General features: G+C 43.6%; 27 protein-coding genes. 19 read left to right on the top strand and 8 right to left on the bottom strand.

The genetic code is table 11. The features are described 5' to 3' along the window. Window positions 1-118 precede the first annotated feature (118 nt). The 6 genes from MKZ16_RS31585 to hmpA all read left to right on the top strand — a co-directional run bounded on the left by MKZ16_RS31585 (window position 119) and on the right by hmpA (window position 5,704). Window positions 119-1,126 carry a sigma-70 family RNA polymerase sigma factor gene (locus tag MKZ16_RS31585; RefSeq protein WP_076105097.1) on the top strand — a complete coding sequence of 336 codons (1,008 nt, stop codon included), beginning with the start codon at window positions 119-121 and terminating at the stop codon, window positions 1,124-1,126. Between the two features lie 112 nt (window positions 1,127-1,238). Further along, window positions 1,239-1,934: a response regulator transcription factor gene (locus MKZ16_RS31580; protein ID WP_036682255.1), complete on the top strand. Its 696-nt coding sequence runs from the start codon at window positions 1,239-1,241 to the stop codon at window positions 1,932-1,934. Window positions 1,935-2,042: 108 nt separating this feature from the next. Next, the gene (locus MKZ16_RS31575) at window positions 2,043-2,894 is read left to right on the top strand and encodes a M15 family metallopeptidase (RefSeq protein ID WP_076105096.1); all 852 of its coding nucleotides are present in this window, start codon (window positions 2,043-2,045) and stop codon (window positions 2,892-2,894) included. Next, entirely contained in the window at window positions 2,894-3,415 is a 522-nt protein-coding gene (locus tag MKZ16_RS31570; protein WP_051491230.1) for a VanZ family protein, read from the top strand. Before MKZ16_RS31575 ends, MKZ16_RS31570 begins: the two co-directional genes overlap by 1 nt. A gap of 38 nt (window positions 3,416-3,453) precedes the next feature. Then, a complete protein-coding gene (locus MKZ16_RS31565) occupies window positions 3,454-4,290 on the top strand; it encodes a YitT family protein (RefSeq protein ID WP_036682251.1) in 837 nt (278 codons plus the stop codon). Between the two features lie 208 nt (window positions 4,291-4,498). Beyond that, window positions 4,499-5,704, top strand: a complete 1,206-nt coding sequence (hmpA, locus tag MKZ16_RS31560) for an NO-inducible flavohemoprotein (RefSeq protein WP_076105095.1) — start codon at window positions 4,499-4,501, stop codon at window positions 5,702-5,704. 64 nt (window positions 5,705-5,768) lie between these two features. Here the strand turns inward: hmpA and MKZ16_RS31555 are convergent, their stop codons facing one another. After that, window positions 5,769-6,875 (bottom strand): DUF4163 domain-containing protein, encoded by a 1,107-nt coding sequence (locus tag MKZ16_RS31555; RefSeq protein ID WP_076105094.1) that lies wholly within the window; start codon window positions 6,873-6,875, stop codon window positions 5,769-5,771. A 185-nt stretch (window positions 6,876-7,060) separates the two neighbouring features. After that, complete coding sequence (locus tag MKZ16_RS31550) at window positions 7,061-7,909, bottom strand: metallophosphoesterase (RefSeq protein WP_036682246.1); 849 nt, start codon at window positions 7,907-7,909, stop codon at window positions 7,061-7,063. A 108-nt stretch (window positions 7,910-8,017) separates the two neighbouring features. Here MKZ16_RS31550 and MKZ16_RS31545 point away from each other — a divergent pair, with 108 nt between their 5' ends. The 3 genes from MKZ16_RS31545 (at window position 8,018) to MKZ16_RS31535 (ending at window position 10,459) form a co-directional block, all read left to right on the top strand. After that, the gene (locus MKZ16_RS31545) at window positions 8,018-8,839 is read left to right on the top strand and encodes a methyl-accepting chemotaxis protein (protein ID WP_036682244.1); all 822 of its coding nucleotides are present in this window, start codon (window positions 8,018-8,020) and stop codon (window positions 8,837-8,839) included. A gap of 80 nt (window positions 8,840-8,919) precedes the next feature. After that, entirely contained in the window at window positions 8,920-9,198 is a 279-nt protein-coding gene (locus MKZ16_RS31540; protein WP_038573810.1) for a hypothetical protein, read from the top strand. 139 nt (window positions 9,199-9,337) lie between these two features. After that, complete coding sequence (locus tag MKZ16_RS31535) at window positions 9,338-10,459, top strand: nitric oxide synthase oxygenase (protein ID WP_076105093.1); 1,122 nt, start codon at window positions 9,338-9,340, stop codon at window positions 10,457-10,459. A 123-nt stretch (window positions 10,460-10,582) separates the two neighbouring features. Here MKZ16_RS31535 and MKZ16_RS31530 read toward each other — a convergent pair whose 3' ends face one another. Further along, the gene (locus tag MKZ16_RS31530) at window positions 10,583-11,224 is read right to left on the bottom strand and encodes a helix-turn-helix domain-containing protein (protein ID WP_076105092.1); all 642 of its coding nucleotides are present in this window, start codon (window positions 11,222-11,224) and stop codon (window positions 10,583-10,585) included. Between the two features lie 187 nt (window positions 11,225-11,411). Between MKZ16_RS31530 and MKZ16_RS31525 the strand changes: the two genes are divergently transcribed. Both MKZ16_RS31525 and MKZ16_RS31520 read left to right on the top strand, forming a co-directional pair. Continuing rightward, entirely contained in the window at window positions 11,412-12,164 is a 753-nt protein-coding gene (locus MKZ16_RS31525; protein WP_038573803.1) for an SDR family NAD(P)-dependent oxidoreductase, read from the top strand. A 163-nt stretch (window positions 12,165-12,327) separates the two neighbouring features. Then, window positions 12,328-13,743, top strand: coding sequence for a hypothetical protein (locus MKZ16_RS31520; protein ID WP_076105091.1), 1,416 nt, complete (start codon window positions 12,328-12,330; stop codon window positions 13,741-13,743). A gap of 67 nt (window positions 13,744-13,810) precedes the next feature. Here the strand turns inward: MKZ16_RS31520 and MKZ16_RS31515 are convergent, their stop codons facing one another. Further along, complete coding sequence (locus tag MKZ16_RS31515; RefSeq protein WP_036682231.1) at window positions 13,811-15,301, bottom strand: peptide MFS transporter; 1,491 nt, start codon at window positions 15,299-15,301, stop codon at window positions 13,811-13,813. Window positions 15,302-15,556: 255 nt separating this feature from the next. Here MKZ16_RS31515 and MKZ16_RS31510 point away from each other — a divergent pair, with 255 nt between their 5' ends. The 4 genes from MKZ16_RS31510 to MKZ16_RS31495 all read left to right on the top strand — a co-directional run bounded on the left by MKZ16_RS31510 (window position 15,557) and on the right by MKZ16_RS31495 (window position 18,873). Beyond that, window positions 15,557-15,913: a nucleotide excision repair endonuclease gene (locus tag MKZ16_RS31510; protein ID WP_036682230.1), complete on the top strand. Its 357-nt coding sequence runs from the start codon at window positions 15,557-15,559 to the stop codon at window positions 15,911-15,913. 137 nt (window positions 15,914-16,050) lie between these two features. Continuing rightward, complete coding sequence (locus MKZ16_RS31505; RefSeq protein ID WP_235219468.1) at window positions 16,051-16,716, top strand: glycosyltransferase; 666 nt, start codon at window positions 16,051-16,053, stop codon at window positions 16,714-16,716. Window positions 16,717-16,924: 208 nt separating this feature from the next. After that, complete coding sequence (locus MKZ16_RS31500; protein WP_244886407.1) at window positions 16,925-17,614, top strand: hypothetical protein; 690 nt, start codon at window positions 16,925-16,927, stop codon at window positions 17,612-17,614. A 5-nt stretch (window positions 17,615-17,619) separates the two neighbouring features. Beyond that, window positions 17,620-18,873, top strand: coding sequence for a polysaccharide deacetylase family protein (locus tag MKZ16_RS31495; RefSeq protein WP_036682226.1), 1,254 nt, complete (start codon window positions 17,620-17,622; stop codon window positions 18,871-18,873). A 16-nt stretch (window positions 18,874-18,889) separates the two neighbouring features. Here MKZ16_RS31495 and MKZ16_RS31490 read toward each other — a convergent pair whose 3' ends face one another. Continuing rightward, window positions 18,890-19,948: an endonuclease/exonuclease/phosphatase family protein gene (locus MKZ16_RS31490; RefSeq protein WP_076105090.1), complete on the bottom strand. Its 1,059-nt coding sequence runs from the start codon at window positions 19,946-19,948 to the stop codon at window positions 18,890-18,892. 155 nt (window positions 19,949-20,103) lie between these two features. On the opposite strand from MKZ16_RS31490, the gene rlmN reads away from it, so the two are divergent. The 4 genes from rlmN to MKZ16_RS31470 all read left to right on the top strand — a co-directional run bounded on the left by rlmN (window position 20,104) and on the right by MKZ16_RS31470 (window position 23,217). Continuing rightward, window positions 20,104-21,174, top strand: coding sequence for a 23S rRNA (adenine(2503)-C(2))-methyltransferase RlmN (gene rlmN / locus MKZ16_RS31485; RefSeq protein WP_036682223.1), 1,071 nt, complete (start codon window positions 20,104-20,106; stop codon window positions 21,172-21,174). Window positions 21,175-21,253: 79 nt separating this feature from the next. Then, entirely contained in the window at window positions 21,254-21,541 is a 288-nt protein-coding gene (locus tag MKZ16_RS31480; RefSeq protein ID WP_036682221.1) for a DUF6509 family protein, read from the top strand. 109 nt (window positions 21,542-21,650) lie between these two features. Continuing rightward, window positions 21,651-22,130 carry a transcription elongation factor GreA gene (gene greA, locus MKZ16_RS31475; protein WP_036682220.1) on the top strand — a complete coding sequence of 160 codons (480 nt, stop codon included), beginning with the start codon at window positions 21,651-21,653 and terminating at the stop codon, window positions 22,128-22,130. A 157-nt stretch (window positions 22,131-22,287) separates the two neighbouring features. Further along, window positions 22,288-23,217, top strand: coding sequence for an AEC family transporter (locus MKZ16_RS31470; protein ID WP_038573789.1), 930 nt, complete (start codon window positions 22,288-22,290; stop codon window positions 23,215-23,217). 4 nt (window positions 23,218-23,221) lie between these two features. Here the strand turns inward: MKZ16_RS31470 and MKZ16_RS31465 are convergent, their stop codons facing one another. The 3 genes from MKZ16_RS31465 to MKZ16_RS31455 form a co-directional block, all read right to left on the bottom strand. Then, entirely contained in the window at window positions 23,222-24,064 is an 843-nt protein-coding gene (locus MKZ16_RS31465) for an aldo/keto reductase (RefSeq protein ID WP_076105089.1), read from the bottom strand. A gap of 58 nt (window positions 24,065-24,122) precedes the next feature. After that, window positions 24,123-25,331: an MFS transporter gene (locus MKZ16_RS31460; protein ID WP_076105088.1), complete on the bottom strand. Its 1,209-nt coding sequence runs from the start codon at window positions 25,329-25,331 to the stop codon at window positions 24,123-24,125. Between the two features lie 210 nt (window positions 25,332-25,541). Further along, a complete protein-coding gene (locus tag MKZ16_RS31455; protein ID WP_256715493.1) occupies window positions 25,542-26,054 on the bottom strand; it encodes a hypothetical protein in 513 nt (170 codons plus the stop codon). Window positions 26,055-26,112: the final 58 nt, after the last annotated feature.

The following is a 26,112-nucleotide window of genomic DNA, read 5'->3' as shown; positions in this document are numbered from 1 at the left end:
AAGACCATAGTAGAAAAGTTGAAATCCCCTCTCCATTAAAATTTATTTGCAGGCATAAAGACGGTTTTTGAGTCTCTTTTCCGTCTATGTTATGAGCTTGATGTTAAGGAGGAAAATAGTGACTTGTACGGACGCAGAACTGGTAGATAAGGTGTGTAAAGGTGACATGGATGCATTCAGTGTACTTATCGGCAAATATTCCAATGCAGTATACGGGGTTGCTTATGGTAAATTGGGTGATTTTCATACCGCACAAGACATTGCCCAAGAGGTTTTTGTTAAAACCTATCGCAAATTACCCAACTTGAAGGAGCCTGAGAAACTCGCCAGTTGGTTATATGCGGTTACTGCACGGGAATGCATGGATTGGTTTAGGTCAAATAAAAAGAAAACTGCTTACGAATTCATGCAAAAAATGGAGGTTCCGCAGCTAGAATCTACCGAAGATCAGCTGCTCAGAAAAGAACTCCAGCAAGATGTGTGGAAAGCCTTAAACACCCTATCAGAAGCTAACCGTATAGTCACAATTCTCTACTATATCGACAATTACAAGGTTAGGGAAATCGCCGATTTCCTTGATTTATCCAGCGAAGCTGTTGAGAGTAGACTCCGTAGATCAAGAGCGATCTTAAAAAGGGAGATGTTGAGTACAGTGAATAATAATCTTAGTGAAAACAAATTACAGGACGAATTTAAGAAGAGAGTCTTTCAGGATGAAAGAATGACTGAAACGAATTTTCGCCGTGTGGCTATGGGCCAGAGTGAATTTGATGATATTGATATGCATAAGACAAACTTCTCCAATGTAAATATGGAGGGGACCGGATTCGATAATATTAATATGAGCAGTACCACCTTTAATGACATCAATATGCATTCTGTTAAGTTTAATGAAGTGGGGCTGTGGGAAATAGAGGTTAGTAACAGTGAACTAGGAGAGGCTTATTTCCACGATATTCATTTGTACGGCAAAGGCAATAAGTTTGAGCGATGCCAGCTGAACGGGACATCCTTTGTAGATTGTGATCTTTCGAATGTGGATATAAGAGACTGCAATCTTTCAGGCGTCACAGTAAATGGTATTTCATTAGAGCTATTGTTAGACAGCTATAATAAAAGTAAATAAACTATATAAATCATAGATTTAATTGGAAACCACTTCTTTCTAGGAGTGGTTTTTGAGTTTAGGGTATAATGGATGAAGAGTGTACAGCACAACCTATAGGAGTGAAAAATAGATGAAGCGCATCACCATTTTAATTGCGGATGATGAGGCGGAAATTGCCGACTTGGTGGCCTTGCATTTGCAAAAAGAGGGGTATCATATCCTCAAAGTGTCCGATGGAAGGGCAGCGGTACAAGCCATTGAGTCGCAAACGATAGATTTGGCGATTCTGGATATTATGATGCCGGGGCTGGATGGTTACGAGGTAACCCGCCATATTCGGGAGCATCATCATCTGCCGATTATTTTTCTGAGTGCTAAAACTTCCGATCTTGATAAAATCACCGGACTGGTTATGGGCGCAGATGATTATATGACCAAACCGTTTAATCCAATGGAGCTGGTCGCCCGGGTTAATTCCCAGTTGCGGCGTTCCATACAATTCAGTCAGCCCGCAGCCATAACTAAATCGGTGCTAGAGGTTCGGGGATTGATGATTTCACCGGATGAGCATACGGTTACTCTTTATGGTGAGGTCATAGAGTTAACTCCAAAAGAGTTTGATATTTTGCATTTATTGGTTAGCCATCCCAAGCAGGTGTTTAGTGCGGAGAGCATTTTTCAACAGGTGTGGGGCGATGCTTATTATGAGAGTGGGAACACGGTCATGGTGCATATCCGTACCTTGCGCAAAAAGCTGGGCGAAGACATCAATAAGAATAAATTCATTAAGACGATCTGGGGCGTTGGATATACTTTTAATGGGTAAAGCCAGTGAAGTTTATATATTTTAAGAAAAACTTTATATTTGTCCCGCCTTTTCTTTAAAGTGTCTTCGTTATTCTATTCCTATCAAGGAAATGGGAGGACATTGCTGATGAAGAAGTGGGGCTTTTTGGCGTTGGTTGTATTGTTGCTTGGGTATGCAGCGGCTCGTTATTTACCGAATACGGGCAATTTAGGATACGATGATAAGATCCGCAGAGGATCTATTACAAATAACAATAGTTTAGAGGTGGTAACACAAGATCAGGTGTATCAAGGGGATTTGTTGCTGGTGAATAGACAATACCCGGTACATGAGGATAGTGTGAAACCTGATATCGTGACCTTATATGAGCAGGCGGATCTGGTGCAGGGTTATGGACTGCTGGATACCTCGATTCGTTTGTCTGAAAGTGTAGCGCATAAATTCAATAAGATGGTCAAAGCTGCCGAAAAAGAGGGTGTGAATCATTTTTTAATTAGCAGCGGGTACAGGGACTTTGAAGAGCAAGAAAAATTATATCAGGAAAAAGGCTCGGACTATGCTTTACCGGCGCAATACAGTGAACATAATTTAGGATTATCTCTGGATATCGGGTCGTCCCAAGCAGAAATGAGTAAAGCGCCTGAAGGAAAATGGCTGCAAAAAAATGCTTGGAAATACGGCTTTATTCTCCGCTATCCGAAAGACAAAACCGAGATTACGGGGATAAAATATGAACCCTGGCATTTCCGTTATGTAGGGTTGCCGCACAGCGCCATTATTCATGAGAAAGGGCTTGTGTTAGAGCAATATTTGGATTTCTTGAAGGAGAACAAAGAGATTTCGACAACAGTAGACGGTAAAGCTTATACAGTAAGTTATTTTCCGGTATCCAAATACACTACGATCAAAATTCCACAGGAAGGGCAATATATGACTTCAGGCGATAACATGGATGGCATAATTGTTACTACATATTAATGACTAAAGAGCCGAAAAAAAAGTCTGCTATAAACCTTTTGCTGGCAGCGATATTTATCGTCTATATGTATTTTTTAATCCGAATTATTTTATTTAAAGGTGCACCGGTTAACTTATTATCGCTTTTGGATCAAGCGGGACGTATGTTTGAACATCCAGACAGGATTTTTAATCGGCGTGGCAACTATATCCCTTTTAAGGAGATCTCACGGGGGATGGACAATCTGTCACTTTCAGATCCTTTTTCATCTATTAATTTAGTAGGGAATCTGTTGGCTTTTATTCCATTTGGGATCTTGGTGCCTATGCTGTTATCGCAAAAAGTAAGGCTGTTTCAAAGAGTCTTCTTTCTCTCACTGGCGCTGAGCTTCTGTTTTGAATTCACGCAATTAGTATTGTATATCGGTACCTTTGATGTGGATGATCTTATTTTGAACACTAGCGGTGGGGTGGTTGGTTACTGTATCTATAGACTGTTGACTTCTTTCGGATGGATTGCATCTATATCAAAGCGGTGTTAGTATTTGTGGATATAGATCTAGGGTAGAAGGGGCATCGTATGAAAAAGCGTATTTCGGATATTGTTTCCATCATTGTAGGAGCTTTGTTATTCTCCTTGGCCGTTAATTTGTTTGTAATTCCAAACGAGTTCGGTGAAGGCGGGGTCACGGGACTGACTATGATTACTTACTATTTGTATCAGTGGTCACCCGGTATTGTTAGCTTGATTCTTAATGCTTTATTATTAATTGTGGGGTACAAATTTCTAGACAAAACTACGACGGTATACACGATTATTGCGGTGTTTTTCAATTCATTATTCCTGATTCTTACGAAAAATTGGAATATTGGCAGCGATGAGTTGATAATTAATGCAATATTCGGGGGTATCTTCTCAGGTGTGGGGATCGGGCTGATTATACGAGTGGGTGGAACGACTGCAGGGTCAACCATCATCGCCAGAATCCTACATAAATATTTGGACTGGAACGTGAGTTACGCGCTGCTGCTCGTCGATTTAATTGTGGTGTTCGCTTCGTATTTCATCATTGGAGTACAAAGTCTGATGTTTACGATTGTGATGCTTTATGTAGCCACTAAGATAATGGACTTCATTATTGAGGGAGTAAACCCTAAGAAGGCTGTTACGATTGTGTCCCAAGAGCAGGACAAAATTGCTGAACAGGTTAATGGAATTATGGATAGAGGCGTCACAGTAATATATGGCCGCGGGTATTATACCAAGACACCTAAAGAGCTGCTGTATATTGTGATTAGCAAGCAGGAAGTGACTATGCTTAAGAAAATCGTCAAATCCATTGATAAAGAGGCGTTTATTACCATCCACGATGTAAGAGATGTATTCGGAGAAGGGTTTGTGGAGCTGTCAAAATAATAAGATAAAAAGCTATCCCGGAAGCTATAATGGCTGCTTGGATAGTTTTTTTGATTTTGGGTACGTTATTGTGATGGATATCATTGCAATTATTGGTTCGTTCACATTTTTTCAATTTCCCGTGTGATTGAACGCACACTATGGCATGCGAAGCTTCTATATGCTTTTTATAGAGGAATTAATTTATTGCAGGAAAGAGGGTATTTAGATGTTAGATCAACAAACAATTGAAATCATAAAATCAACGGTGCCTGTCTTGCAGGTTCATGGGAAGACCATCACAACTACTTTCTATCGCATGTTATTTGAAAATCATCCGGAGTTACTAAATATATTTAATCACGCCAACCAACGGGAAGGTAAACAGCAGACTGCACTTGCTAACGCCGTACTCGCGGCGGCAATGAATATTGATCAGCTAGGAAATATCTTGCCTGTGGTAAAACAGATTGCGGAGAAACATCGGGCATTGGGAGTATTACCTGAACATTATCCCATCGTAGGTGAGACTTTGTTAGCTGCCATTGGGCAAGTACTTGGCGATGCGGCGACGCCAGAAATTATTGATGCTTGGGCAAAGGCGTATGGCGTGATCGCAGATGCCTTTATTGGTGTCGAAGCAGAGAAGTATCGTGAGGCTGCCGAAATTCCCGGGGGTTGGAGTGGATTTAGAAACTTTGTGGTTACTAAGAAGGTTAAAGAAAGTGAACTTATTACTTCCTTCTACCTTTCTCCTGAGGACGGAGGGGCTATAGCTTCTTACTTGCCGGGTCAATACATCACGGTTCGTGTTCAGCCTGAGGACGAGGAATACACCCATGTTCGCCACTATAGTTTGTCCAGTGCGCCGGGACAGTCGTATTACCGCATCACAGTTAAACGGGAAGGTGAGGGGCCCGATAAACCGGCTGGTGTCGTATCTACTTTCCTTCATGATGTTGTTCAAGTGGGATCTATATTGGAAGTGAGCTCGCCAGCGGGTGATTTCGTACTAAATAAAGATAGTGATCGTCCAGTGGTTCTTATTAGCGGTGGGGTTGGACTAACCCCTATGGTAAGTATGCTGGAGACGTTAATTGCTTCGCAGCCAGAACGAGAGGTAACGTACATTCATGCAGCCATCAATGGAAGCTTGCATGCTATGAAAGAAATGGTGGCGGATTTGGAGCAGTCCCATCCTACCCTACGATCCTATGTATGTTATGAAACTCCAGGTGAAGGAGATACGTTCCATAAAACAGGTTATATTGATCTAGCTTGGCTGCAAGAAGTAACAGACGTAAACTCTGAATTCTATTTCTGTGGACCTACTCCTTTTATGAAGGCAATATATAAGGCTCTTAAGGAATGGAAGGTGGCTGAAGACAGAATTCATTATGAATTCTTCGGCCCGGCGGGAAGTTTGGAAGCATAAGCTGTAAAACCAAAAGAGCGTCCCAGTCCTAATGACTGTGACGCTCTTTTTTTACAATAGAAGTTTATTTGAAGGCAGCGAATGGGTTAGTTCCCTTTGGTAATATTGAACTGAAATTAAAGGTGTACGTAGGAATTCCAGCCGCATAAGGGGCAATTTCATACTGTTGGTAGAAGATTGCAAGGCCACTCTCGGAAACGTAGAAGTTTGGTTTTTCTGTTAGTCCGCCAGGTGTATCTGGAAAAGCTAGCTCCTTGGTGCTTTCCTTCAACATTTTATCTAGCTTTTGTTTGTAGTTTGGCTCTGCCTTCAGCAGATCCTTCAGTTCTATTTGCTTGCCGTCCTTCAACGAGAAGGTAAATCCTGTGCGGAGGGCTCCACCATGAGCTCCACCAGTATAGCCGTATTGGTCAGTCACGATGCTCAGAACCCCTTCACGGTTAAAGGAGACAACAAAAGTTTGAGAGAAGTCATATTTATTCTCTATAGTGCCATCTCTATGACTAGCCTGCTCTTCGCTCTCTGCGACGAATTGTTCAGCTTGCTTTTTGAAGATTGCATTAATCTTAGTTTGTACTTCATCTGTTAAGCCGCTGATTTTTGGATATTGCACTTTGATACTAGCATTTTTATTACTCTTATCTAAGGTTTCAGAGGTAATTTTGATGTCATTCATTACTTTTTTACTTAGATCAAGTGATTTCAATGAAGGATTATAAACGCCTTGCACTCCTAAATAGTCAGACAAGAGTTTGAATGGAACATAAATCCGGTCGTTGATGACCTTCACATCATGACTGCCGGTCATGCTATAAATGTAATAGCCATTCAGGGTTGTACTAACACCGTAATCTGAGACCTCCATGTCCAGCTTCATGGAATCGCTGCCCACACTATAAGTTTTAGTGCTTGCATTATAGTTAATGGAAAGGCCAAAAGCATCCCGTAGTACAGTTAAAGGGATCATGGTATTGCCGTTTACTATTTTCGCTTGCTGCGATAAGGTCTGGCCTTTATATTTAAGCACTACAGAGGGTTGCTGTGCGGCTTGTTTTACCGTATTTCCTCCGGTAGTTGCGGCTTGAACTGAAGTTCCTCCTACTAGTCCCGACCCTCCAAGCAATACTCCAGCAGCCAAGATGGCTGAGGTCCATTTCATACTTTTATTCATAACTTAATCTCTCCTTCCCAAGGATGGGCTTATGTAGTTGCAATATGATATTTTTTCCTCTATCACTCCTACAATTATACCTAGGTCCTAAATAGATTTGATTACAAAGGCGGTTACAGTGTTGTTGCATAGATATGCAAAAGGTATATACTTTTTAACCATTTTGTACGATTAAGACACTAGCATTAAGAATGTAAAGTAATTACGGTGAGCTCGGGGCGACAATTAAAACGAACAGGCATACGAGTTACTCCTATCCCGCGAGTGGTATAGACCTGAAGTTGGCTGTTGGGCAGTTGATATAATCCGCTTGAATATTTACTTCCGTGAGGCGGGGTATATAAAGCTCCTACAAATGGGAGTCGCACTTGTCCTCCGTGGCTATGGCCAGACAATTGCAGATCTATAGGCAGCTTACAAAAGTCATCGGCGAAATCAGGTTCATGGGCAAGGAGAATTGTGCAAGCCTCTTCCGGGATATGAAGCAGCGCTTGGGCAATGTCTGCTTTTCCGACCCAAGGATCATCTATTCCGGCAATATAGAGCTTGTCCGTACCTTGGGTTAAGACGATATGTTCATTATGGAGCACGTGGAAGCCCGATTGTGTTAGCCCTTTCGTTACAACCTTTCTGGTCCCAAAAGCATCATGATTGCCTAATACTGCATATTGTCCAAAAGGAGCCCGCAACTGAGAGCACAAGGCTACGGCTTCTGAAATATAATCGGCTGAATGATCTAATAAATCGCCGGTGAAACAGATCAGATCTGGATTTACATGTTGAATTTGCTGCGCTAACTCCGTTAAAGCTTGCGGCTTGGAATATACCCCCTGATGTAAATCACTAAAATGAACGATACGAAATCTATCGAAGGCTGGAGGAAGTCTAGGAAGTGTAATGTCTACATATTTGATTTCCAGCCAGTAGGGTTCGATCCAATGTGAATAGATGCCGGATGCACCGGCTGTCCCAAGAAGCCCTAGAGTTACTTGAGCGCTTTTCTGTAGAAATTGTCGTCTGCTAATAGTATTCATAAACAAATCATACGTGGGGATTGTTACTCTACTATGACAATATTCATTTAATAACCCATTGTGACGATAAAACTACATATACATTTTTTTTATATGGGAGATGAAGAGATGAGTATTATCGATGCCTTAGTCCTCGCAGCACCTTATTTCAAAAAGATTCACTCGCAGGATATTATGATTGGAATCACGGACAGGGAGATCTTCCATTATTACGCACCAAGTAAAGTTATTGATCTCGGATTGGTTAAGGGTAACCCTATCCCTCCTGAAGATCTGTCGCTTTCAAATGGACTGAAAGGTATAGCAAGCTCTAACCGAATCCCAGCAGAAATTTATGGAGCTCCTGTAATCTCAACATGTGTACCTATCTACGGAACGGATGATGATGTAATCGGGGTTTTTGCCATTGCCTATACACTAGAGAACGAGAATAAGCTTGAAGGATTCACAGATGAGATTAATGAGATAAGCAGTCATCTAATGGAGATGGTGCAGAGCGTAGCTGCCCAATCTCAGGAATTATCAGCTACTTCGCAGCAAATATTAGATAATACGCGTAGAGCCGTAACGGAATCACAAGAAGTGAATAAGGTTGCCGGCTTCATTCGTGAGATTTCTGAGCAGACGAACCTGCTTGGGCTGAATGCGGCAATCGAAGCCGCGCGTGTAGGAGAGCAAGGGGCAGGTTTTGGGGTGGTTGCTACGGAAGTACGCAAACTATCCGTTAACACTAAAGAAGCAACCCATAATATTGAAAAATCACTGAGTGATGTTCAAAAGTCCATTAAGCAAATGGAGCAAGAAATTGAAGCGATCTCTGCTTCTTCACACTCACAAGCAGAATTGGTCACTGAATTCAGCGGTGTCATTGAGCGCCTGAATAAAGCGAGTAATGAAATGACGTCCTTTATGCAATCCATTATCCAGTAGATAGTGAATGCATAAGATTACTTCACCCAAACCATGCTAGAAGAGAACAGGCGCATTTCAGAAGGGAGCGTATTTCATTTATGAAACAACCCGATTCCAGTCTGCAAGCGAATGACAATGTAACTCAAGCCAAAAATTCTTTGGGCAAGCTTCATTTCTCTGTCTCTCAGGCACTTAGTCATCCAACAGAACAGACTTTGGCACAGGCTGAGAACCGCCTGGCACATACTGAGCAGGCGATTCAGCAAGCTCAGGACTGGCTAGGTCCTCAAGGTGTGGAGTTGGCTGAAGAACTGTTGACCGAGGATAAGAGCAGACTTGCCTCATTGAATAAGCAAGGGAAACGTTCAGAGCGCTAAATGGTCCTGCCGCAACCTGTGAAGCTCCAAGCTTCACGGGTTGTTCTTATGCGCTGTTCCCTGAAAGATGTGGCATAGGAAGAGGGATGTTATACTGGATTGAGAGTTTAAGCAAGGGTTTAGATGGGGGATAAGGGATATGGATGGCAAGCACATCGAAGAATTAACCCGGCAGGCGGAAGTTTTCATTCGACAATGTTACGCTGAACTAGACAAGTCTGAAGCCGAGACGGATCATCGCATCCTAGCCGTACATGAGGAAATTAACCAATCAGGCAGTTACACACATACAAAGGAAGAATTAGCGCATGGTGCAAGAATGGCCTGGCGCCACAATAGCCGCTGCATTGGGCGTCTTTTTTGGCAATCCATTGAGTTAATCGATGAACGCCAAGCAGAGACTGAGGAACAAGTTGCTGAAGCGTTGCTGCGACATCTGGAAAAGGCGAACAACGGAGGACGTATTCGTTCACTCATCACGGTCTTCCGCAGCGGGGAAGATCCGAATCGGCAGATTCGGATCTGGAACCACCAATTGATTCGTTATGCCGGGTACCCTGGCGATGAAGAACACGGACGCGCTGGCGATCCGGCATCGGATGAATTCACAAAAATATGCCAGCAACTAGGTTGGCAAGGAACAGGTGGCGATTATGATGTGTTGCCGTTAGTGATCAGTATTGGCAACGGGCATCCTTACGTTTTCCCTATTCCTGATCACCTCATTCAGGAGGTACCGTTAACACATCCTGAAATTGAACGTTTTGCTGAGCTTCAGCTTCGTTGGTATTCTGTACCCATTATCGCGGACATGCAGTTGGAAATTGGCGGTATTCTGTACACGGCTGCTCCTTTTAACGGTTGGTACATGGAGACTGAAATCGGCTCGCGTAACTTGGGGGATACTGGACGATACAACACTTTGCCAGCTATAGCTGATGTGATGGGACTGGATCGCTCCAGCAACACAACGCTTTGGAAGGATCGGGCGCTTCTTGAGCTGAATCGCGCAGTGCTGCACTCCTTCAAGCAAGCAGGGGTCAGCATCGTGGATCACCATACAGCAGCAGATCAATTTGTTCGATTCCAGCAACAGGAGAACGAGCAGGGGCGTAAAGTCTCAGGACGCTGGTCCTGGCTGATTCCGCCTATGTCACCTTCGTCTACACCGATTTGGCATGATCGTACGTTAAAAGAATATGATTTCAGCCCTCGTTTTCTTTATCAACAATCACCCGTCGCAACCTGCCCATTTCACTAGCTGACGAAGGCAGTATACAGGTCGCAACTTGAGTCTGGATAGAGGCATTTTCCTCGGAAATGTCTCTTTTTGTTTGACTATAGAAAAAGCGCCAAGTTCCCCTCCTAAGGAAACTGGCGCTTTTTAGGCTTTTAAATGATCCAGAAAAATTTGTTTAAGCAGCTCAAGCTGATCGTCGGAGTCTAGATCCGATTCCAGCAGGAGAATGTTTTTTTTCATCGTTAGTTTTCTGGAAAAGAGGGCAAAGCTATTCATGAGCGTAATTAAGGTCTCTTTTACGGGGAGACCCGCACGAATAGAACCGTCTTCTACCCCATTTTGAATGATCCTGGAGTATTCATGCCAAATTTTGCGGTTGAGTGCATTGAAACTTAGAACATCCTCAACAGGCTCACTTGAGTGTGAGGCGTAGCTTTCGAAATTGACCATAAAAATAATACTTAGATGATTCTGATCCTGAATAAAGAAATCAAATAATTTCTCGATTTGTTCAAGACAAGTAAGGGGCAAGTCCGCTACGTATTTAAAATGATCGAGCATAGGCTCCAGCATTCGGGTGGCTACAGCCACTACGAGTTTTTCTTTTCTGGGAAAATAGCGAAATAACGTCGCAATCCCGATATTGGCTTCGCTTGCGACATCTTGCATCGTCGACTTTTCGATTCCTTTTTGTGATAATACTCGTTCTGCGGATTCGAGGATCGTAATTAATCGTTGCTGCTTACCATCGGATCTTTCTTTTTCGTATCGTGTTTTAGGATTCATGAGGGCTAGACCCTTCCATTTTTTGATTGGGATTTTCAATTATTAGTATTATATCCACCGTTTATTGGATTAAGCAAGGAGTGGTTGTAGTTCTTTTGTAAAAATGATATGATGTATATCACAGTGATAGTGTGACTATCATCACTCAAATATTATATCACAATACGATTATAGAGGAGACCTAATTATGAATCGTCTAACTAATAAAGTAGCAATTATTACAGGTGCAGGCAGCGGTATGGGCCGTGAAGAAGCCCTTTTATTGTCCAAAGAGGGTGCTACAGTTGTAGCAACTGATATTAACGAGGCTGCCGTACAAGCAGTTGTGAAGGAAATTGAAGCAAATGGTGGACAAGCAGCAGCTTATGCACATAATGTGGCTTCCGAAGAAGACTGGATCAAGGTTGTAGAAGATGTGATTAGCAAGTTCGGGAAAATCGATATTTTGGTAAACAATGCAGGGATCTCATTCCCGGTTCAATTGCTCGAATCCACTGTTGATCAATGGAACAAAGTAATGAACATCAACGTGAGCAGCGTATTCCTTGGCATGAAGCATGTTGTTCCTCAAATGAAGAACAATAAAGGTGGTTCCATCGTTAATATTTCATCCATCGCAGGTTTGACTGGCAGCAGCGGTGCTGGTGCTTATACAGCTTCTAAAGGTGCAGTTCGTATGCTAAGTAAAGCAGCAGCTGTAGACTTTGGTAAAGATAACATTCGTGTGAACTCTGTTCACCCAGGATTTATCGAAACCCCAATGAGTGCTGAATTTGTAAATAACGAAAAAATGCATAGCTTCTTTATGTCTCAGACTGCGCTGCCACGTGTTGGTCGTGCTTCTGAAGTAGCTGAAGCTGTATTGTTCTTGGCTTCTGATGAAGCTTCTTACATTACAGGTGTTGAGCTGCCGGTTGATGGCGGAGTTGTAGCTAAATAATAGTCTCTAATTAAGAAACATTAAGAAGCCGTCCCATACGTAGATTTTCTCTACGCACGGGATGGCTTCTTTTGCTGTTTTAAGCCCATTTCTACCGAACTTTAGCCTACACCCCTGCATACCATATAGCACTCGGATAGTAGGAGAAGGGTGTGGTGCAGAGATGGGCATCCAGTTAACAGCGCTCCATTATGTATATCTGGCATTTATCGTATTTATAATGGCACTTCTGATCAAGAGACGGGACACAACGATGATCTGTATTGCGGGCATCTTTGTACTTGGGTGGTTAGCCACGGAGACCGTCAGTGGTTCAGTCACAGGTATATTCAACTCTTTTGTATATGCAACCAAGGAGCTAATGGGTACGATCATGATTATTTCGATCATAGTAGCCATGAGCCGGGTATTAACACGCACGGGGATTAACGAGATCATGGTTGCTCCACTTACCCGCTTTTTGCGCACACCGTTCATAGCCTTTTGGGGGATCGGTCTGATTATGATGGTCACCTCATGGTTCTTTTGGCCTTCACCTGCAGTGGCCTTGATCGGGGTTGTGCTGCTGCCGGTTGCCATTCGAGTGGGACTGCCGGCTCTTGGAGCGGCGATGGCAATGAATTTATTTGGCCACGGGATTGCGCTCTCAGGTGATTACATTATTCAAGGTGCACCTAAACTAACAGCAGATGCGGCCGGACTTCCAGTGACCAGTGTCATGGAGGCGAGTGTTCCGCTTGTAATTGTTATGGGCGTGGTGACTACGATAACGGCGTATTGGATGATGCGCAGAGATCAGAAGAAGGGAACTTGGCGAGACGGGCTTATTGCCGGGAAAAGTGCCGGGAGTGCGTTATCTGCAGAGAATGATACGGCAGAGGATCCAGCGGTGATTCATCCAGCATTGAAAAAATGGCTGGCCATCGCCATTCCCATCCTGTTTTTAGCCGATGTAGCAGGCATGTTCCTGCTCGATTTGCAGGGTGGAGACGCAACTGCCTTAGTTGGTGGTACTGCGGTATTCATTCTGGTTGTAGTCACCTTGTTGGCACATCGTAATAAAGGATTGGAGCAAGTAACCTCTTATCTGATTGATGGACTTACGTTTGGCTTCAAAGTATTTGGTCCTGTGATACCGATTGCCGCTTTTTTCTATCTGGGGGATTCGGCGTTTGCTGAATTATTCGGCAAAGTGCTGCCCGCCGCATCTCAGGGGATTGTAAATGATCTAGGGGTCGCTCTAGCTCATAACGTTCCTCTGAACGGCGCTGTGGGTGCAGTAACCGCGACCATAACCGGAGCCATTACAGGCCTAGATGGTTCAGGGTTCTCGGGCATTTCACTTGCCGGGTCCATTGGGAAATTGTTTGCTGTGGCCACACATTCCGATGCGGCGACTTTAACTGCGCTAGGTCAGGTAGCTGCAATTTGGGTAGGTGGAGGCACGCTGATTCCGTGGGCATTGATTCCGGCCGCCGCTATTTGCGGAGTAAGCCCCTTTGAGCTGGCGAGACGGAATGTTAAGCCTGTATTGATTGGGCTGGTAGTCACGACGATTGTCGCCATGTTTCTGGTGTAGAGGTTGGATAACTATAGGAAACCAAAAAAAGGCTGCCGAGAGAATCTCGGGCAGCCTTTGGGTGTGTTTAATGTATCCCTTTCATGAAAGTCTGAATTTTGGAAGAGAATAGGAAGAGGATAAGCGCAAGGATAAGGGCCACTCCACCAATTACTCCAAAGTACATCATTTCGGTATCCGGGGTATAGAACTTCACAATCTGAGCATTAATTGCTTGGGCAGCGGCATTCGATAAGAACCACATACTCATCATTTGAGCGGTAAAAGCCGCCGGTGCCAGTTTGGTCGTTGCTGATAAACCCACAGGGGACAAGCATAACTCCCCGATTACGATGATAAAATAGCTGAGTACCAGCCATAATGGATTCACAAGTGAATTAGCTCCACCGAAATAAGCAGGTACTAGAATCACCAGGAAGGATAAACCTGCAAACAATAAACCAAGCGAAAACTTTTGCGGAATCGAGGGTTGACGGTTACCGAGCTTTAACCACAACCAGGCAAATATAGGTGCAAGAGTGATAATAAACAGCGGGTTAAGCGATTGGAACCAAGCAGGAGAAATGTGTAAGCCTGCAAAATCCAATTGGGTCCGTTTATCGGCAAAACTAGCTAGAACTGTGGAAGTCTGCTCTTGAATCGCCCAGAACATAATCGATGCGATAAATAAAGGAATGTATGCGAGAATTCTTGACCGTTCAACGGCTGTTGTTTTGGGACTGCGGTACATCATAATGAAATACATCGTAGGAATAAGTAAGCCTAATACCCCTACTATTTTTATTAATGTTTCAAAGGTAAGCACTCCGGTAAGAATGCCGATCGTAATCAAAATCGCAAGTACAACTAATCCTACACCAATCCAAGTAAAGATTTTTTTCTTCTGATCTGCAGGAATAGGGTTGTGTACAATCGTACCGGCCAGACCCAGATTTTTTGTGCGAGTCATAATATAAACGACTAGTCCAATAAACATTCCGACTGCGGCAATCGAGAAACCTAGATGGAAATTATTCATGCCTACTGCACCAACAATTAGTGGGGAGAGAAATCCTCCCAGGTTGATGCCCATATAAAAAATGCTGAAGGCAGCGTCACGGCGGTTATCCTGCTCGCTATAAATTTCGCCGACAATACTTGAAACATTGGGTTTCAGTAGACCCGTTCCGAGTACGATTAAAACCATCGAAGCAAAAAACAATGTGGTATTGCCTGGAATAGCCAGTAGTATATGCCCGAACATGATTAAAACGCCGCCGTAGAAAACAGCCCTCGAAGTCCCGAGAAGCCGATCTGCAAGCCAGCCTCCGATGATCCCTGACATATATACAAGCGATCCATAGATAGACATAATAGAAAGTGCCATATCTTCAGGTAATCCGAGACCGCCTTGGCTCACTTCATAATACATGTAGTAGACAAGGATAGCTCGCATGCCATAATAAGAGAAACGCTCCCAAAATTCTGTGAAGAAAAGGGTGAAAAGTCCCTTAGGATGTCCGAAGAAACCCTTTTGCGGGACACTATCTACTATTTTTTGCCGGTCTGTTACTGCCATGAATCAAATCCTCCTAGATGACAAATATCTATATATCATGATGCAAACGCCTCTATTTTATTTATAATTCTCTCCTGTCTAAGACCGCAACCCTTGGGCAGGAAGGTTTTGAATAATGCCATATTTTTTAGTAATATTTCCATTAGATCAATCGAACTTGCTTTTATTGTATTTATTTGACTGCGCCAGATTGAATGGTCTTACTTAGCGATTTATGATACTATTTACTCCTATATAGAAAGAGGACGTGAGCTAATGATCAACATAACGATTCCCAAAGCGGATGTTAGTATTACTAAACAAATTAACCCGCAGTTAAGCAATATTTACGGATTTACTGATTTTCACCTGATTCCGAGAGATTACGGCGGTATCTTTATGTTCTACAATGATCAGGATGAGTTGTTGTTTGTAGGTAAAGCGAGAAAGTTAAGACCAAGAATTAAAAAACATTTTGAAGACACCGTATCTGACATCAAGCAACATCGGGACGAGGTCACCAGAATTGATGTATGTTTAATCGAAAGTCCAGTTCATAGAGAGATCTACGAAACCTATATCATTAATGAACTGAAATCTAAATACAATGTAGACAAAGTGATGTTTAGATAATAGTTAGACTCAGGCGCCGTCCACGTGATGGTGCTTTTTTTGTGTTCTGAGATCAGCTGTGTGAATGAAATGGAAGTAAAGGTGCACAATATACAAGATATTCAAATCCATTACTGTTCACAAGGAGATAGGTCATATTGAAAAATAAGAATTTGATGTTGAAGCTAACCTTATTGTGTATGTTTCTGGTTGTAAGTGTTACACCTACAATTGCTGATGCTGCAGCAGCTAAAGAGAAAAAGAGCTCCCACAAGCAATGCTTAACCCCTTCCGTAATTGAGCTTAAGGATAATCTTAGGAAGTTATGGATCGATCATGTGGTATGGACAAAAAACTACATTGTTAGCGCCTTTGCAGATTCCGAGGATAAGGAGAAGGTACTGGCAAGGCTGTTACAGAATCAGCAGGACATAGGGGATGCCTTTAAACCGTATTACGGTGAGGCAGTTGGAGATAAGGTAGCTCAATTATTGCGGGAGCATATTCTTATTGCCGGAAAAGTCCTAGATGCTGCGAAGGCTGGAAATCAGGCCGATGTGGAAAAATACAATAAAGAGTGGTATACCAACGCCGATGACATTGCCAAGTTCCTTAGTAGTCAGAATCCCAAATATTCTTATGAACAATTAAAGGAAATGCTTCATGAACATCTGGAATTGATTACTGATGACGTGACGGCTAGAGTTAAAAAGGATTGGGATGCCGAAATTGTCGCATTTGATAAAGGGCTGGAGCATATGATCATGTTCGCAGATATTTTAACCGAGGGATTGATCAAACAATTTCCCGATAAATTCAATTGAAATCAAAGCACCCGAAGGGGTGCTTTTTTTATTTTGCAGAAGAAAATAGGTCTTTAGGTGCATTTCAGAAAGTTAGATATAAAGGCTCACTTACATACAAGATAAGTAAACTATAATAGACTCGTGGGCACTCGACATTTTTTGACATTTTTTTATAATTGAGGTGATAAAATCGATGATTTCCCCCTTTTTTAAAAAGAAAGATTCAGTGGATAAGCAATCCAAGTCGGATATGGTTCAAAAGGTACAGTTATTAGATGATCAGGTCGAAGAAATAGAAGAAAAGACCTCGGACGAGACTTTAGCTGGATTGGTTACGACAGGCAAAGCTCAGCTTGATAAAAAATCACTCGATTTGATCTTCTCCGTGGAGCAGATTATTCAGGCCAGACAACATGCGGAGACCAATATTAATGAGCTTCAGGATCGGTTGACCCATTCCAGCAGTCATGTGGAGCGATTAAACCGGGATATGAAAAACCTTAATAAGGTCATTGAGGAAAGAGAAAAGAATGTCCGCGAGCTTGAGCATAAGTTGATTGAGAGAAATTTGAAGGTCGATCAAGTGCTGGAGGATTACCGCGAGCTTCAAACTGCGCTCACAGCTGAGATCGAGGAATTAAAGAGTACCATTGAGCTGGAGCAGCAAAAATATGTAAATCTGATTCAAAAACATAACGAAGCCCATGCAGAGAAACTTAAAAAGATGAATGATCTGGAAGAGAAAATCGGACGGGTTGAGATTGAGAATGCACATTTAAAACAAAAGTACGATACGATTCGCCAAGAAAAGGCGTATCTCTCGGGTATGATCAGCGATTTCACCAATCGGATGACGGTTCCTTTTGGGAGTGGCAGTAGTCTGACGGATCGAAATGATGGAAACGGAGATACATAGGATTCATGGCATCTAAGGAACCGGACACCATTCTAATGATTGAGTTACTGTCGCTTGAGCATGAACAGGCCGGTTATCAGATTGAGGTAGGTCTAACCCGTAATGTTGGGTACGCAAGAAGCAAGCTCACCATAGATGAATTTACATACGAACAATTGAAGGCGCTAGGTCCCTTTTCCGGAGGGAGAATGAGATTGTCGCTGTATCCGAAGTGGGATCCGTTTCGGAATAGTTACTACAGCACGCTGATTATAATGAACAGAGCTTACAGCGAAACATTGTATTTTGCCTGTTCTGAAAATTATGTAAACCAACTTCTTCAATTAAAGCAGCAGGACTATCCTCAAGCAGAAGAGGAGAGGGTAGTTCAGACCATGCTTCCCTCTACAGAACCAGGGCATAGGATAAGCAGAAAGAAGACCAAACGAATTGGACTGGTTGCACTGCTGTGTCTCATGTTCGCTTGTTTGATATTTGTGTTACCTCTGCGAATGGATGGACAACTCGTAGATAGTGCTGAAGCGCTGGAGGAACCCGTATTAGGGGCCGACTCTGAGCCATTACTTTCGGTGCCGTTCGTTACCCTTGCGCAGACGATATCGGTTCATAACCAGCAAGCCGAGCCTACACCAGAACCTTCGGCCCCTCCTCAGGAACAGACATTGCCGTACGAGAAGTATGAATTACCCGAGAATGAATTTTTGTATAGCTTGCCAAAGGGTTATGTTGCCTTGTCATTTGATGATGGACCGTCAAAGTATACGAAAGAGATCGTAGATATTCTAGTAGAACATAAGGTGGCTGCCACCTTTTTATTCATTGGGAATAAGGTAGCTCATAATGCGGAAGCCGTTAGGTATGCTAATGAGCATAAGATGTCGGTTGGGAGTCATTCGTGGGATCATAGCAAAATGACTGCTAATAGCGTTGAGGAGAACCGGAATAACTTGGCGAAGACTAATCAGGCGCTGGAGCAAATTACACAATCGCCGATTACTATTTTTCGGCCGCCATATGGGGCGATCAATGACAAGTTAACCGCCAAGGTGACGGAACAGCAGATGAAGGTATTATTGTGGAATCGTGATCCCGAGGATTGGAACGTCAAGAACCCAGAGGATATTCTTCAATATGTTCATCATGCCGATCCGTCCGGCGGAGTCTATCTATTTCACGAAAAGAAGATTACTGTAGAAGCTTTGCCTGCTATCATTAAGTATTTTCAAGAGAAAAACCTGAAATTTGTTGTGTTTAAATAGAATCAGAGAATCCATGTTATTGCAGAATAAAAGTGGCTGTTACAGGGTTGTGATCACTGTGTTCGAAGGATAACTCATGACCCTGTACGCCGCTTATGCTGACGTTTGGTGAGACTAGAAAGCCATCAATCACTGCGCGGAAATTCACACCTTCTGTATAGGCAACATCGAGCGTCCGGACGGAGGGTACCTTGGCATCTACAGCCCACTGAAAGCCCTGTTGAAAATGTTCAGGGAATTCTTGCAGCCATTGCGGCCAATCCTGCGTTGTCTCGAAAGCATCAGGAGCTGTACCCGGAAGGGAATGGTTCCAATCTCCCCCTAAGATGAGGTAATTCCCTTTGTTATTCTCCTTCTTGATATAAGCCGATAAATACTCCAACTGCTGTTTACGAATCGTTCCGCCTTGGTCAAAAGCTGATAAATGAAGATTGATCAGAATCAGTTCTTTTCCGTTATCAACGGGCAATCTGCTCTCCACAAAAGCACGATCGAGATCAAACTGTTGGCGAGGCCAGGTTTCTTTGCCCGGGAGATCATATCTAATATTACTTGTGCTGTTAAAACGGGATAAAGTTAATAAACCGCTGTTCACCGAGCCCATCGGATCAAGAACTGGAAGCGGTACCCAAGGTACCTTGTAGTTGGTCGCGAAAACATTGCTGTAATCAGCGAACTTATTCCACAAGTAAGAGACTTCATCTATACCGTTGCTACGGGAAGAATCGATGTCGACCTCCTGCAGCATGAACAGGTCCGAGTCTGTAGCTGTCATTAGGGACGCTACGGCCTCAAGGTTTATCTTCGTTTGTTCTCTACTGCTTGAGCGTGACTTTGTTCCGCCATCCATAAAGAAATCTTGGCCTTTATCCAACCCGGCGTAGCCAATATTAAAGGTGGTTACCGAGAAGGACTCTCCCTGCTTCAGTACTTGCTGCGGATTATTGTTTACAGTAAGGGTAGTAATCTCCTGTGGTTTGTAGTCAGTGAGGGTAATATACACTAAAAAACCGCCAAGGATTAGAACGGCAGCTAGAAGGGTGAGACTGATTGCTTTTATTCTTGTTGAACCCATATGATTCCATCGCTCCTTAGATACATGTTCATAGAACAGACTTTAATGGTGTAAACTTCGACACAACCCAATAACTCCCCTTGTTTTAATAAAAAAAATTTGAGACAATGAGTAGTGATGGTCTGAACTTTAACGTTTTGAAAAGAGGATAACGAATGAATATAGAATCCATTTATGGATTAACTTTTGATCAACTGGCGGCATGGCTGTTAGAACGTGGACATAAAAAGTTTCGGGCTACGCAGGTCTGGGATTGGCTTTATCGGAAGCGGATTACAGACTTTTCGGAAATGCTCGATGTAAATAAAGATTGTGTAGAATTATTAGAGCAGAATTTTGTCATTCATACCTTGGAAGAACATGTGAAGCAGGAATCTGCGGATGGAACGATTAAGTTCCTGTTCCGCCTAAAGGATGGCAACCTGATCGAGACAGTGCTTATGAGACAGAAATACGGCTTGTCTGTATGTGTAACCACGCAAGTGGGCTGCAATATCGGCTGCAGCTTCTGTGCAAGTGGGCTGTTGGCGAAGAGCCGGGATCTCTCCAGCGGAGAGATTGTGGAGCAGATTATGAAGGTCCAGCAGCATCTGGATGCGGCGAACCTGGATCAAAAGGTCAGTCACGTCGTAGTGATGGGCATTGGCGAGCCATTCGATAACTTCAAGAACCTTCTCGATTTCCTGGCGATTGTCAAAGATCACAAGGGACTAGCAATTGCGGGTAGAGGGATTACCGTATCAACGAGCGGATTGGCTAACAAAATCGTTGAATTTGCGGATGCGAATACGCAGGTGAACCTGGCGGTTTCTTTGCATGCCCCTAATAATGAACTGCGGACGCAGATCATGAAGATTAACAAGGCCATTCCAATAGAGAAGCTAATGGAGTCTATAGATTATTATTTGGAGAAAACCAAGCGGAGAATTACGCTGGAATACATTCTGATGAAGGATGTAAACGACGGCAGAGAGCATGCGCTTGAACTGGCCGAGCTGATTGGCGATCGACGCCCGCTCGTCAATGTGAATTTGATTCCTTATAACCCGGTGGATGAACACAGCCAATATCAAAGAAGCGAGCGGGAGACGGTGCGGGCCTTTTTTGATACCTTGAAGAAGCAGGGTGTCAGCGTAAGCACTCGTCTGGAGCATGGTGTGGATATTGATGCTGCCTGCGGACAGCTGCGAAGCAAACAAATCAAGAAATCCAAAGCCATGGCTTGATGGACTACCTCGACAACAATATGTTACTTTTTGTGATACAATGACGTGGCAGGTATTAGGAAAAGAGGTTGATTGAGTTATGTTGACATTTACGGGCTACAATGTGGAGAATGTAAAAGATCCTTTCGGTATACTAACCGGTAAACGGTATGAATTTGTCGTTCAACTGGACGTTCCAGAGGATGATGAGCTGTATGTAGAGAACGGAGTATCCGCTAGAGCGATTATTAAGGTGGATGAAGATCAAGTCAGCATCGTAAGTTATGATCTACAGGAGACAACTTCAGGTCAACTGCTCGATTTCGATATGGAAGAGGACGAGGAAGAAGCGTTACTCCTTTTTTGTAAAGAGCATTTGCCAGAATAATTAAGCAGCATTGACCTCCTTGCCCAATGTTCAATTGTGGCAGGGATTTTTTTAAAATATAAGCATTTATATGTTCAAGCTGTAAATTATCTAAATAGGAGTTGTATACATGTCTAATGAAGAAGTGTTCTTGACCAAAGAAGGGTTGGCTCAATTAGAGGAAGAGCTGAAGGAATTGAAAGGCGCAGGGCGTAAGGAATTGGCGGCACGGCTTAAATTGGCGATCAGCTATGGAGACTTGAAGGAAAATAGTGAGTACCATTCGGCCAAGGACGATCAATCGTTCATGGAGACTCGTATTATGATTCTGGAGAAAATGTTGACCAAAGCCAAGATCGTGGATGAGAGCCAAATGGATCTGTCAAAGGTTAGTATGGGTTGTATTGTTATTCTGAATGACATCGAATATTCGGAGAAGATCGAATATAGAATTGTTGGAGCTGCTGAGGCAGATGTTCTTAATAACAAGATTTCCTATGAAAGCCCGCTAGGCAAGGAATTGCTGGGTAAAAAGGTCGGCGATATTGTTAGTGTAAATGCACCAATGGGCATCATTAAATATGAGTTGCTTGAGATCAAAATGATGTAACAATATACCGAAAAGCTCTCAACCCTTTGTAAGGGCTGGGAGCTTTTTTTGTTGGCATGATAGGTTTTGGCTATGAGGTATATTGATTTCATATCTTAGACGTTCTGCGCTGTTGCGCTTATAGTTTGAAGTAAACTACAGCAGAGGAGTTCTATTCATGATCCAAAGTGTGTTATCGACGTTATACCAAGTCATCGTGCCTTTGTCCATTCCTGTGATCGTGGGTGCGCTGCTTGGGCGGTTTAAGAATCTGGATACGAAGCCGTTATTGACGCTTTATCTATACTTTTTAACGCCGGCAATTATTTTAAATACATTGGCTACTGCCGAGATATCCATGAATGATATTTATAGGACGCTCGCCTTTTCGCTTCTAAATCTAATCTTCTTATGGGCGATTGCGAATATAGTGGGCAAATTATTGAAGCTAGATCCATCCGAAGTATCCGGTCTGACCTTGATTTCAACGTTTACGAATAGCGTGAATTATGGACTTCCGCTGGTGTTGCTAGCTTTCGGACAGCTTGGTCTCGATAAGGCCTCTGTATATGTGATCGGACAGATGATTATCGTGAATACGATAGGCGTTTATTTTGCAGCAAGATCTCAGTTCTCGGTAAAAAATGCAGTAAAATCTGTCTTTTCGCTTCCTGCCATTTACGCAGCTCTGTTGGCCCTTCTTCTCCGCATCTTTGGCCTGCATTTGCCTACAGAGGTGGCTACAGGGGTTGCCTTGGTAGCTGGAGGATATTCGCCGGTGGTACTAGCGATCCTTGGCGCACAGATGGTTAAAGTGAGAACCATGCCATCCGCACGCAAGGGCCAGTCTACTTTTTGGACAGGGATGTCGATTCGATTAATCTTAGCGCCGCTAGTGGCTTACCTCGGATTATCGATCCTGCAAATTACCGGGACCTTGTTCTCTGTGCTGCTAATTTTGGCTTCTATGCCAGTTGCCGTCAACGCCGTAGTGTTAGCCGAGCGCTTTAATGCCTCACCGGAGCTGGTATCCAAATGTATTTTGTGGACGACGCTTGCTTCGTTTCTCGTGTTGCCGGTGCTTATAGTGTTAGTGCAAGGTGCGTAAGCCCTTAGAAATCAAAATGATCTGGGTCTGGACCTACCCGTTGATCTTGGTTGAGAGAGTTAATTAGAGTCATATCCTCGTCAGATAAATTGAAATCAAACACGTCTACATTTTCGATGATCCGGTGTTCTTTAGTAGACTTAGGAATAGTGATAATCCCACGTTGCAGGTCCCAACGGACAATAACTTGAGCGACGGATTTGCCATGTTTGGCGGCAATTTTTTTCAGTACAGGCTGATCGAACAATTGACCTTGCATTAATGGAGACCAAGCTTCTAATTGGATTCCTTGCTCTTTGCAGAAGTCTAGCAGCGCTTGCTGATTCAAATAAGGATGTAATTCAACTTGATTGACCATAGGCTTAATCTCAGCATCCTTCAGTACATCTTCAAGATGGTGAATCTGGAAGTTGCTGACCCCAATGGCTTTTACCCGGCCCTCTTTATACAACGTTTCAAGCGCTCTCCAAGACTCTTTATATTTTCCTTTTACAGGCCAGTGGATAAGGTACAAATCCAGGTATTCAAGTCCGAGTTTAGCTAAGCTAGTCTCGTAGGCGGCGATGGTCTCTTCGTAGCCCATATCTGCGGTCCAGACCTTTGAGGTTACGAAAAGCTCTTCTCTGGACAAGTTGTTCTCTTGTAGAGCCTCTTGGATGGCTTGTCCCACGCCTGTTTCATTCTCATAAATTGCGGCAGTGTCAATGCTGCGGTAACCGTGTTTAATAGCGGACTTGATCGCTTGTATCAGTTCTGCGCCTTCTTCTACTTTAAATACGCCAAGCCCTAGCCAAGGCATATTTACACCGTTGTGTAATGTAGTTGTATCCTGTAGATGTTGAGCCATAATAAAGTAACCTCCTAAGATATTTAAAAGTTTGTTTGGGTTGTTAATGGACTGCTGTTTAAGCAGCTTTAGTCTGGAGAGGAGCCTCATCTTTCTTCTCCAGAGCACGGCTCCATGCCGTCAGTAATACTGCGGACAGAACCATGATTGCACCTACCCAAGTGGTATGAATCAGTCCCATATGATCTGTGACGATGCCGCCAAGGTACGCACCAATGGCAATACCAGCGTTAAAAGCAGCAATATTTAATGCAGAAGCTACATCTCGTGCACTTGGCGCATATCGATCTGCAAGCGTAACAACATGTACTTGCAAGCCGGGCACGTTCATGAAAGCTAACAGTCCCATAAAGAAGATCGTAATCAGTGCGGCAACCTTATAAGGTGCGGTAAAAGCTAAGACAAATAAGACGACAGCTTGGACTGCAAACATATAGAATAGAGCATTCATCGGTTTGCGGTTGGCGGCTTTACCTCCAATCACGTTCCCGATGGCAATCGCAATGCCGTATACAAGCAAGATTACGGCGACTGTATTCTCTTTGAAGCCGCTGATCTCATGCAGAAGGGGCGATAAATAAGTAAAGACTACAAATGTGCCCCCATAGCCCAAAGCTGTAATCGCGAAGGCAAGCAGTAAACGCCCATTGGTGACCAGCTTAACTTGCTCACGAAGGGGTGTGTGGGTACCTTTGCGCAGCCCGGATGAAGGAACAAGGATCAGATTGCCGATGAGTGCTATAAGCCCGATAGCAATAATAGCAACAAATGCAGCACGCCAGCCGAGTTGTTGGCCAAGGAACGTACCTAGCGGAACGCCAGTAACAGTAGCTACTGTAAGTCCTGTGAACATGATGGCAATGGCACTGGCCTTACGATCCTCAGGCACGAGGTCGGCGGCAATGGTCGAAGCAATCGACATGAACAAGCCATGGGCCAGTGCGGAAATTACTCTCGCGATTAACAGCAATGTAATCCCGTCCGCAGCCGCCGCAAGACTATTGCCGATAATAAAGACGATCATAATGCTTAGCAGTAAGGTTTTGCGCGATATCGACGTGGTTAGCGACGTTAAGATGGGTGCGCCAAAAGTTACTCCTAAAGCGTATAAAGTAACGGTCAACCCGGCTGTGGTTACCGGTATATGCAGATCCGTGGCGATTAGAGGCAGCAGCCCCACACTGATAAACTCAGTGGTACCAATGGCAAAGGCACTAATGGCTAGAGCTAAGAGCGCCAAGGTGCTTCTTTTTTTATCTAAGGACATTTCTTTCACTCCTACGCTGTGTTAATCACCGGCCGGTAAGTGCTATTATGAAGAGATCTGTCCATTTAGTATAGTACGTACTTTAAAGTGCTATAGGTACTAAAAAGTACCTATAGCGCAACTCGCCAAACCGCAAAAAGCATGGGCACCCTGATCTCGTCAGGTTTGCCCATGCTTTTTTGCTATGCTTGTTATATAGTCCCAATAGGATTAACTAGACCGTTGTTTGAGGTGGCGCCGTTTAGTTGTGCCTTTGTTAGTGGCGTGCCCACCCGATCCTCCACCAACCGCCTGCTGCTGTCTTGTTCCTGGGCTTTCTATAGCGGAGTTTGTTCCACCGGTGCTGAACGTTCCGCCTCCGCTTGCTACCTGAGTTGCGGAGGCATTCTGGCTCCGTTTAGGCAGTTTAACCGTCTGGCTATTGATAACGACCACAACTTCTTTGCGATACGGATATAATAAGAGGGGCTTAGCTTTGCCGCGTTTGTTGCCCCCACTGCCTAGGTTAGTCGCATCACCGCCTGCGCCGACACTTTGTTGTTGGCGTGTATAGGGAGAAGCAATGGCGGCATTATTGCCGCTTGCGCTGCTGCGTCCTGCACCGCTTGCAATTTGTGTAGTGTTGGGGGCGTTCGTATATTGATTGTTGATGACAAAGACTAATCTGTCCACTCCGTGGAGTGGGGTCCTTGTAATTATGCGCCGTTTTCCTTTTTGAATAATGACAACGATCCGGTCTCTTTTATAGGACACCCATATTCACTCTCCCATACTTTGACTT

Source organism: Paenibacillus sp. FSL R5-0928, from assembly GCF_037970385.1.
In the GTDB taxonomy this organism is placed as follows: Bacteria; Bacillota; Bacilli; order Paenibacillales; family Paenibacillaceae; genus Paenibacillus_AQ; species Paenibacillus_AQ odorifer.
Note: the sequence above shows the minus strand (reverse complement) of the source record. Positions and strands in the feature narration are given on the sequence as shown.

Bases quoted from the DNA above. Each gene is read 5' to 3' on its own strand.
- MKZ16_RS31580 (WP_036682255.1), top strand. From the start codon at position 1,239: ATGAAGCGCATCACCATTTTAATTGCGGATGATGAGGCGGAAATTGCC.
- MKZ16_RS31575 (WP_076105096.1), top strand. From the start codon at position 2,043: ATGAAGAAGTGGGGCTTTTTGGCGTTGGTTGTATTGTTGCTTGGGTAT.
- MKZ16_RS31570 (WP_051491230.1), top strand. From the start codon at position 2,894: ATGACTAAAGAGCCGAAAAAAAAGTCTGCTATAAACCTTTTGCTGGCA.
- MKZ16_RS31565 (WP_036682251.1), top strand. From the start codon at position 3,454: ATGAAAAAGCGTATTTCGGATATTGTTTCCATCATTGTAGGAGCTTTG.
- hmpA (WP_076105095.1), top strand. From the start codon at position 4,499: ATGTTAGATCAACAAACAATTGAAATCATAAAATCAACGGTGCCTGTC.
- MKZ16_RS31555 (WP_076105094.1), bottom strand. From the start codon at position 6,875: ATGAATAAAAGTATGAAATGGACCTCAGCCATCTTGGCTGCTGGAGTA.
- MKZ16_RS31550 (WP_036682246.1), bottom strand. From the start codon at position 7,909: ATGAATACTATTAGCAGACGACAATTTCTACAGAAAAGCGCTCAAGTA.
- MKZ16_RS31545 (WP_036682244.1), top strand. From the start codon at position 8,018: ATGAGTATTATCGATGCCTTAGTCCTCGCAGCACCTTATTTCAAAAAG.
- MKZ16_RS31540 (WP_038573810.1), top strand. From the start codon at position 8,920: ATGAAACAACCCGATTCCAGTCTGCAAGCGAATGACAATGTAACTCAA.
- MKZ16_RS31535 (WP_076105093.1), top strand. From the start codon at position 9,338: ATGGATGGCAAGCACATCGAAGAATTAACCCGGCAGGCGGAAGTTTTC.
- MKZ16_RS31530 (WP_076105092.1), bottom strand. From the start codon at position 11,224: ATGAATCCTAAAACACGATACGAAAAAGAAAGATCCGATGGTAAGCAG.
- MKZ16_RS31525 (WP_038573803.1), top strand. From the start codon at position 11,412: ATGAATCGTCTAACTAATAAAGTAGCAATTATTACAGGTGCAGGCAGC.
- MKZ16_RS31520 (WP_076105091.1), top strand. From the start codon at position 12,328: ATGGGCATCCAGTTAACAGCGCTCCATTATGTATATCTGGCATTTATC.
- MKZ16_RS31515 (WP_036682231.1), bottom strand. From the start codon at position 15,301: ATGGCAGTAACAGACCGGCAAAAAATAGTAGATAGTGTCCCGCAAAAG.
- MKZ16_RS31510 (WP_036682230.1), top strand. From the start codon at position 15,557: ATGATCAACATAACGATTCCCAAAGCGGATGTTAGTATTACTAAACAA.
- MKZ16_RS31495 (WP_036682226.1), top strand. From the start codon at position 17,620: ATGGCATCTAAGGAACCGGACACCATTCTAATGATTGAGTTACTGTCG.
- MKZ16_RS31490 (WP_076105090.1), bottom strand. From the start codon at position 19,948: ATGGGTTCAACAAGAATAAAAGCAATCAGTCTCACCCTTCTAGCTGCC.
- rlmN (WP_036682223.1), top strand. From the start codon at position 20,104: ATGAATATAGAATCCATTTATGGATTAACTTTTGATCAACTGGCGGCA.
- MKZ16_RS31480 (WP_036682221.1), top strand. From the start codon at position 21,254: ATGTTGACATTTACGGGCTACAATGTGGAGAATGTAAAAGATCCTTTC.
- greA (WP_036682220.1), top strand. From the start codon at position 21,651: ATGTCTAATGAAGAAGTGTTCTTGACCAAAGAAGGGTTGGCTCAATTA.
- MKZ16_RS31470 (WP_038573789.1), top strand. From the start codon at position 22,288: ATGATCCAAAGTGTGTTATCGACGTTATACCAAGTCATCGTGCCTTTG.
- MKZ16_RS31465 (WP_076105089.1), bottom strand. From the start codon at position 24,064: ATGGCTCAACATCTACAGGATACAACTACATTACACAACGGTGTAAAT.
- MKZ16_RS31460 (WP_076105088.1), bottom strand. From the start codon at position 25,331: ATGTCCTTAGATAAAAAAAGAAGCACCTTGGCGCTCTTAGCTCTAGCC.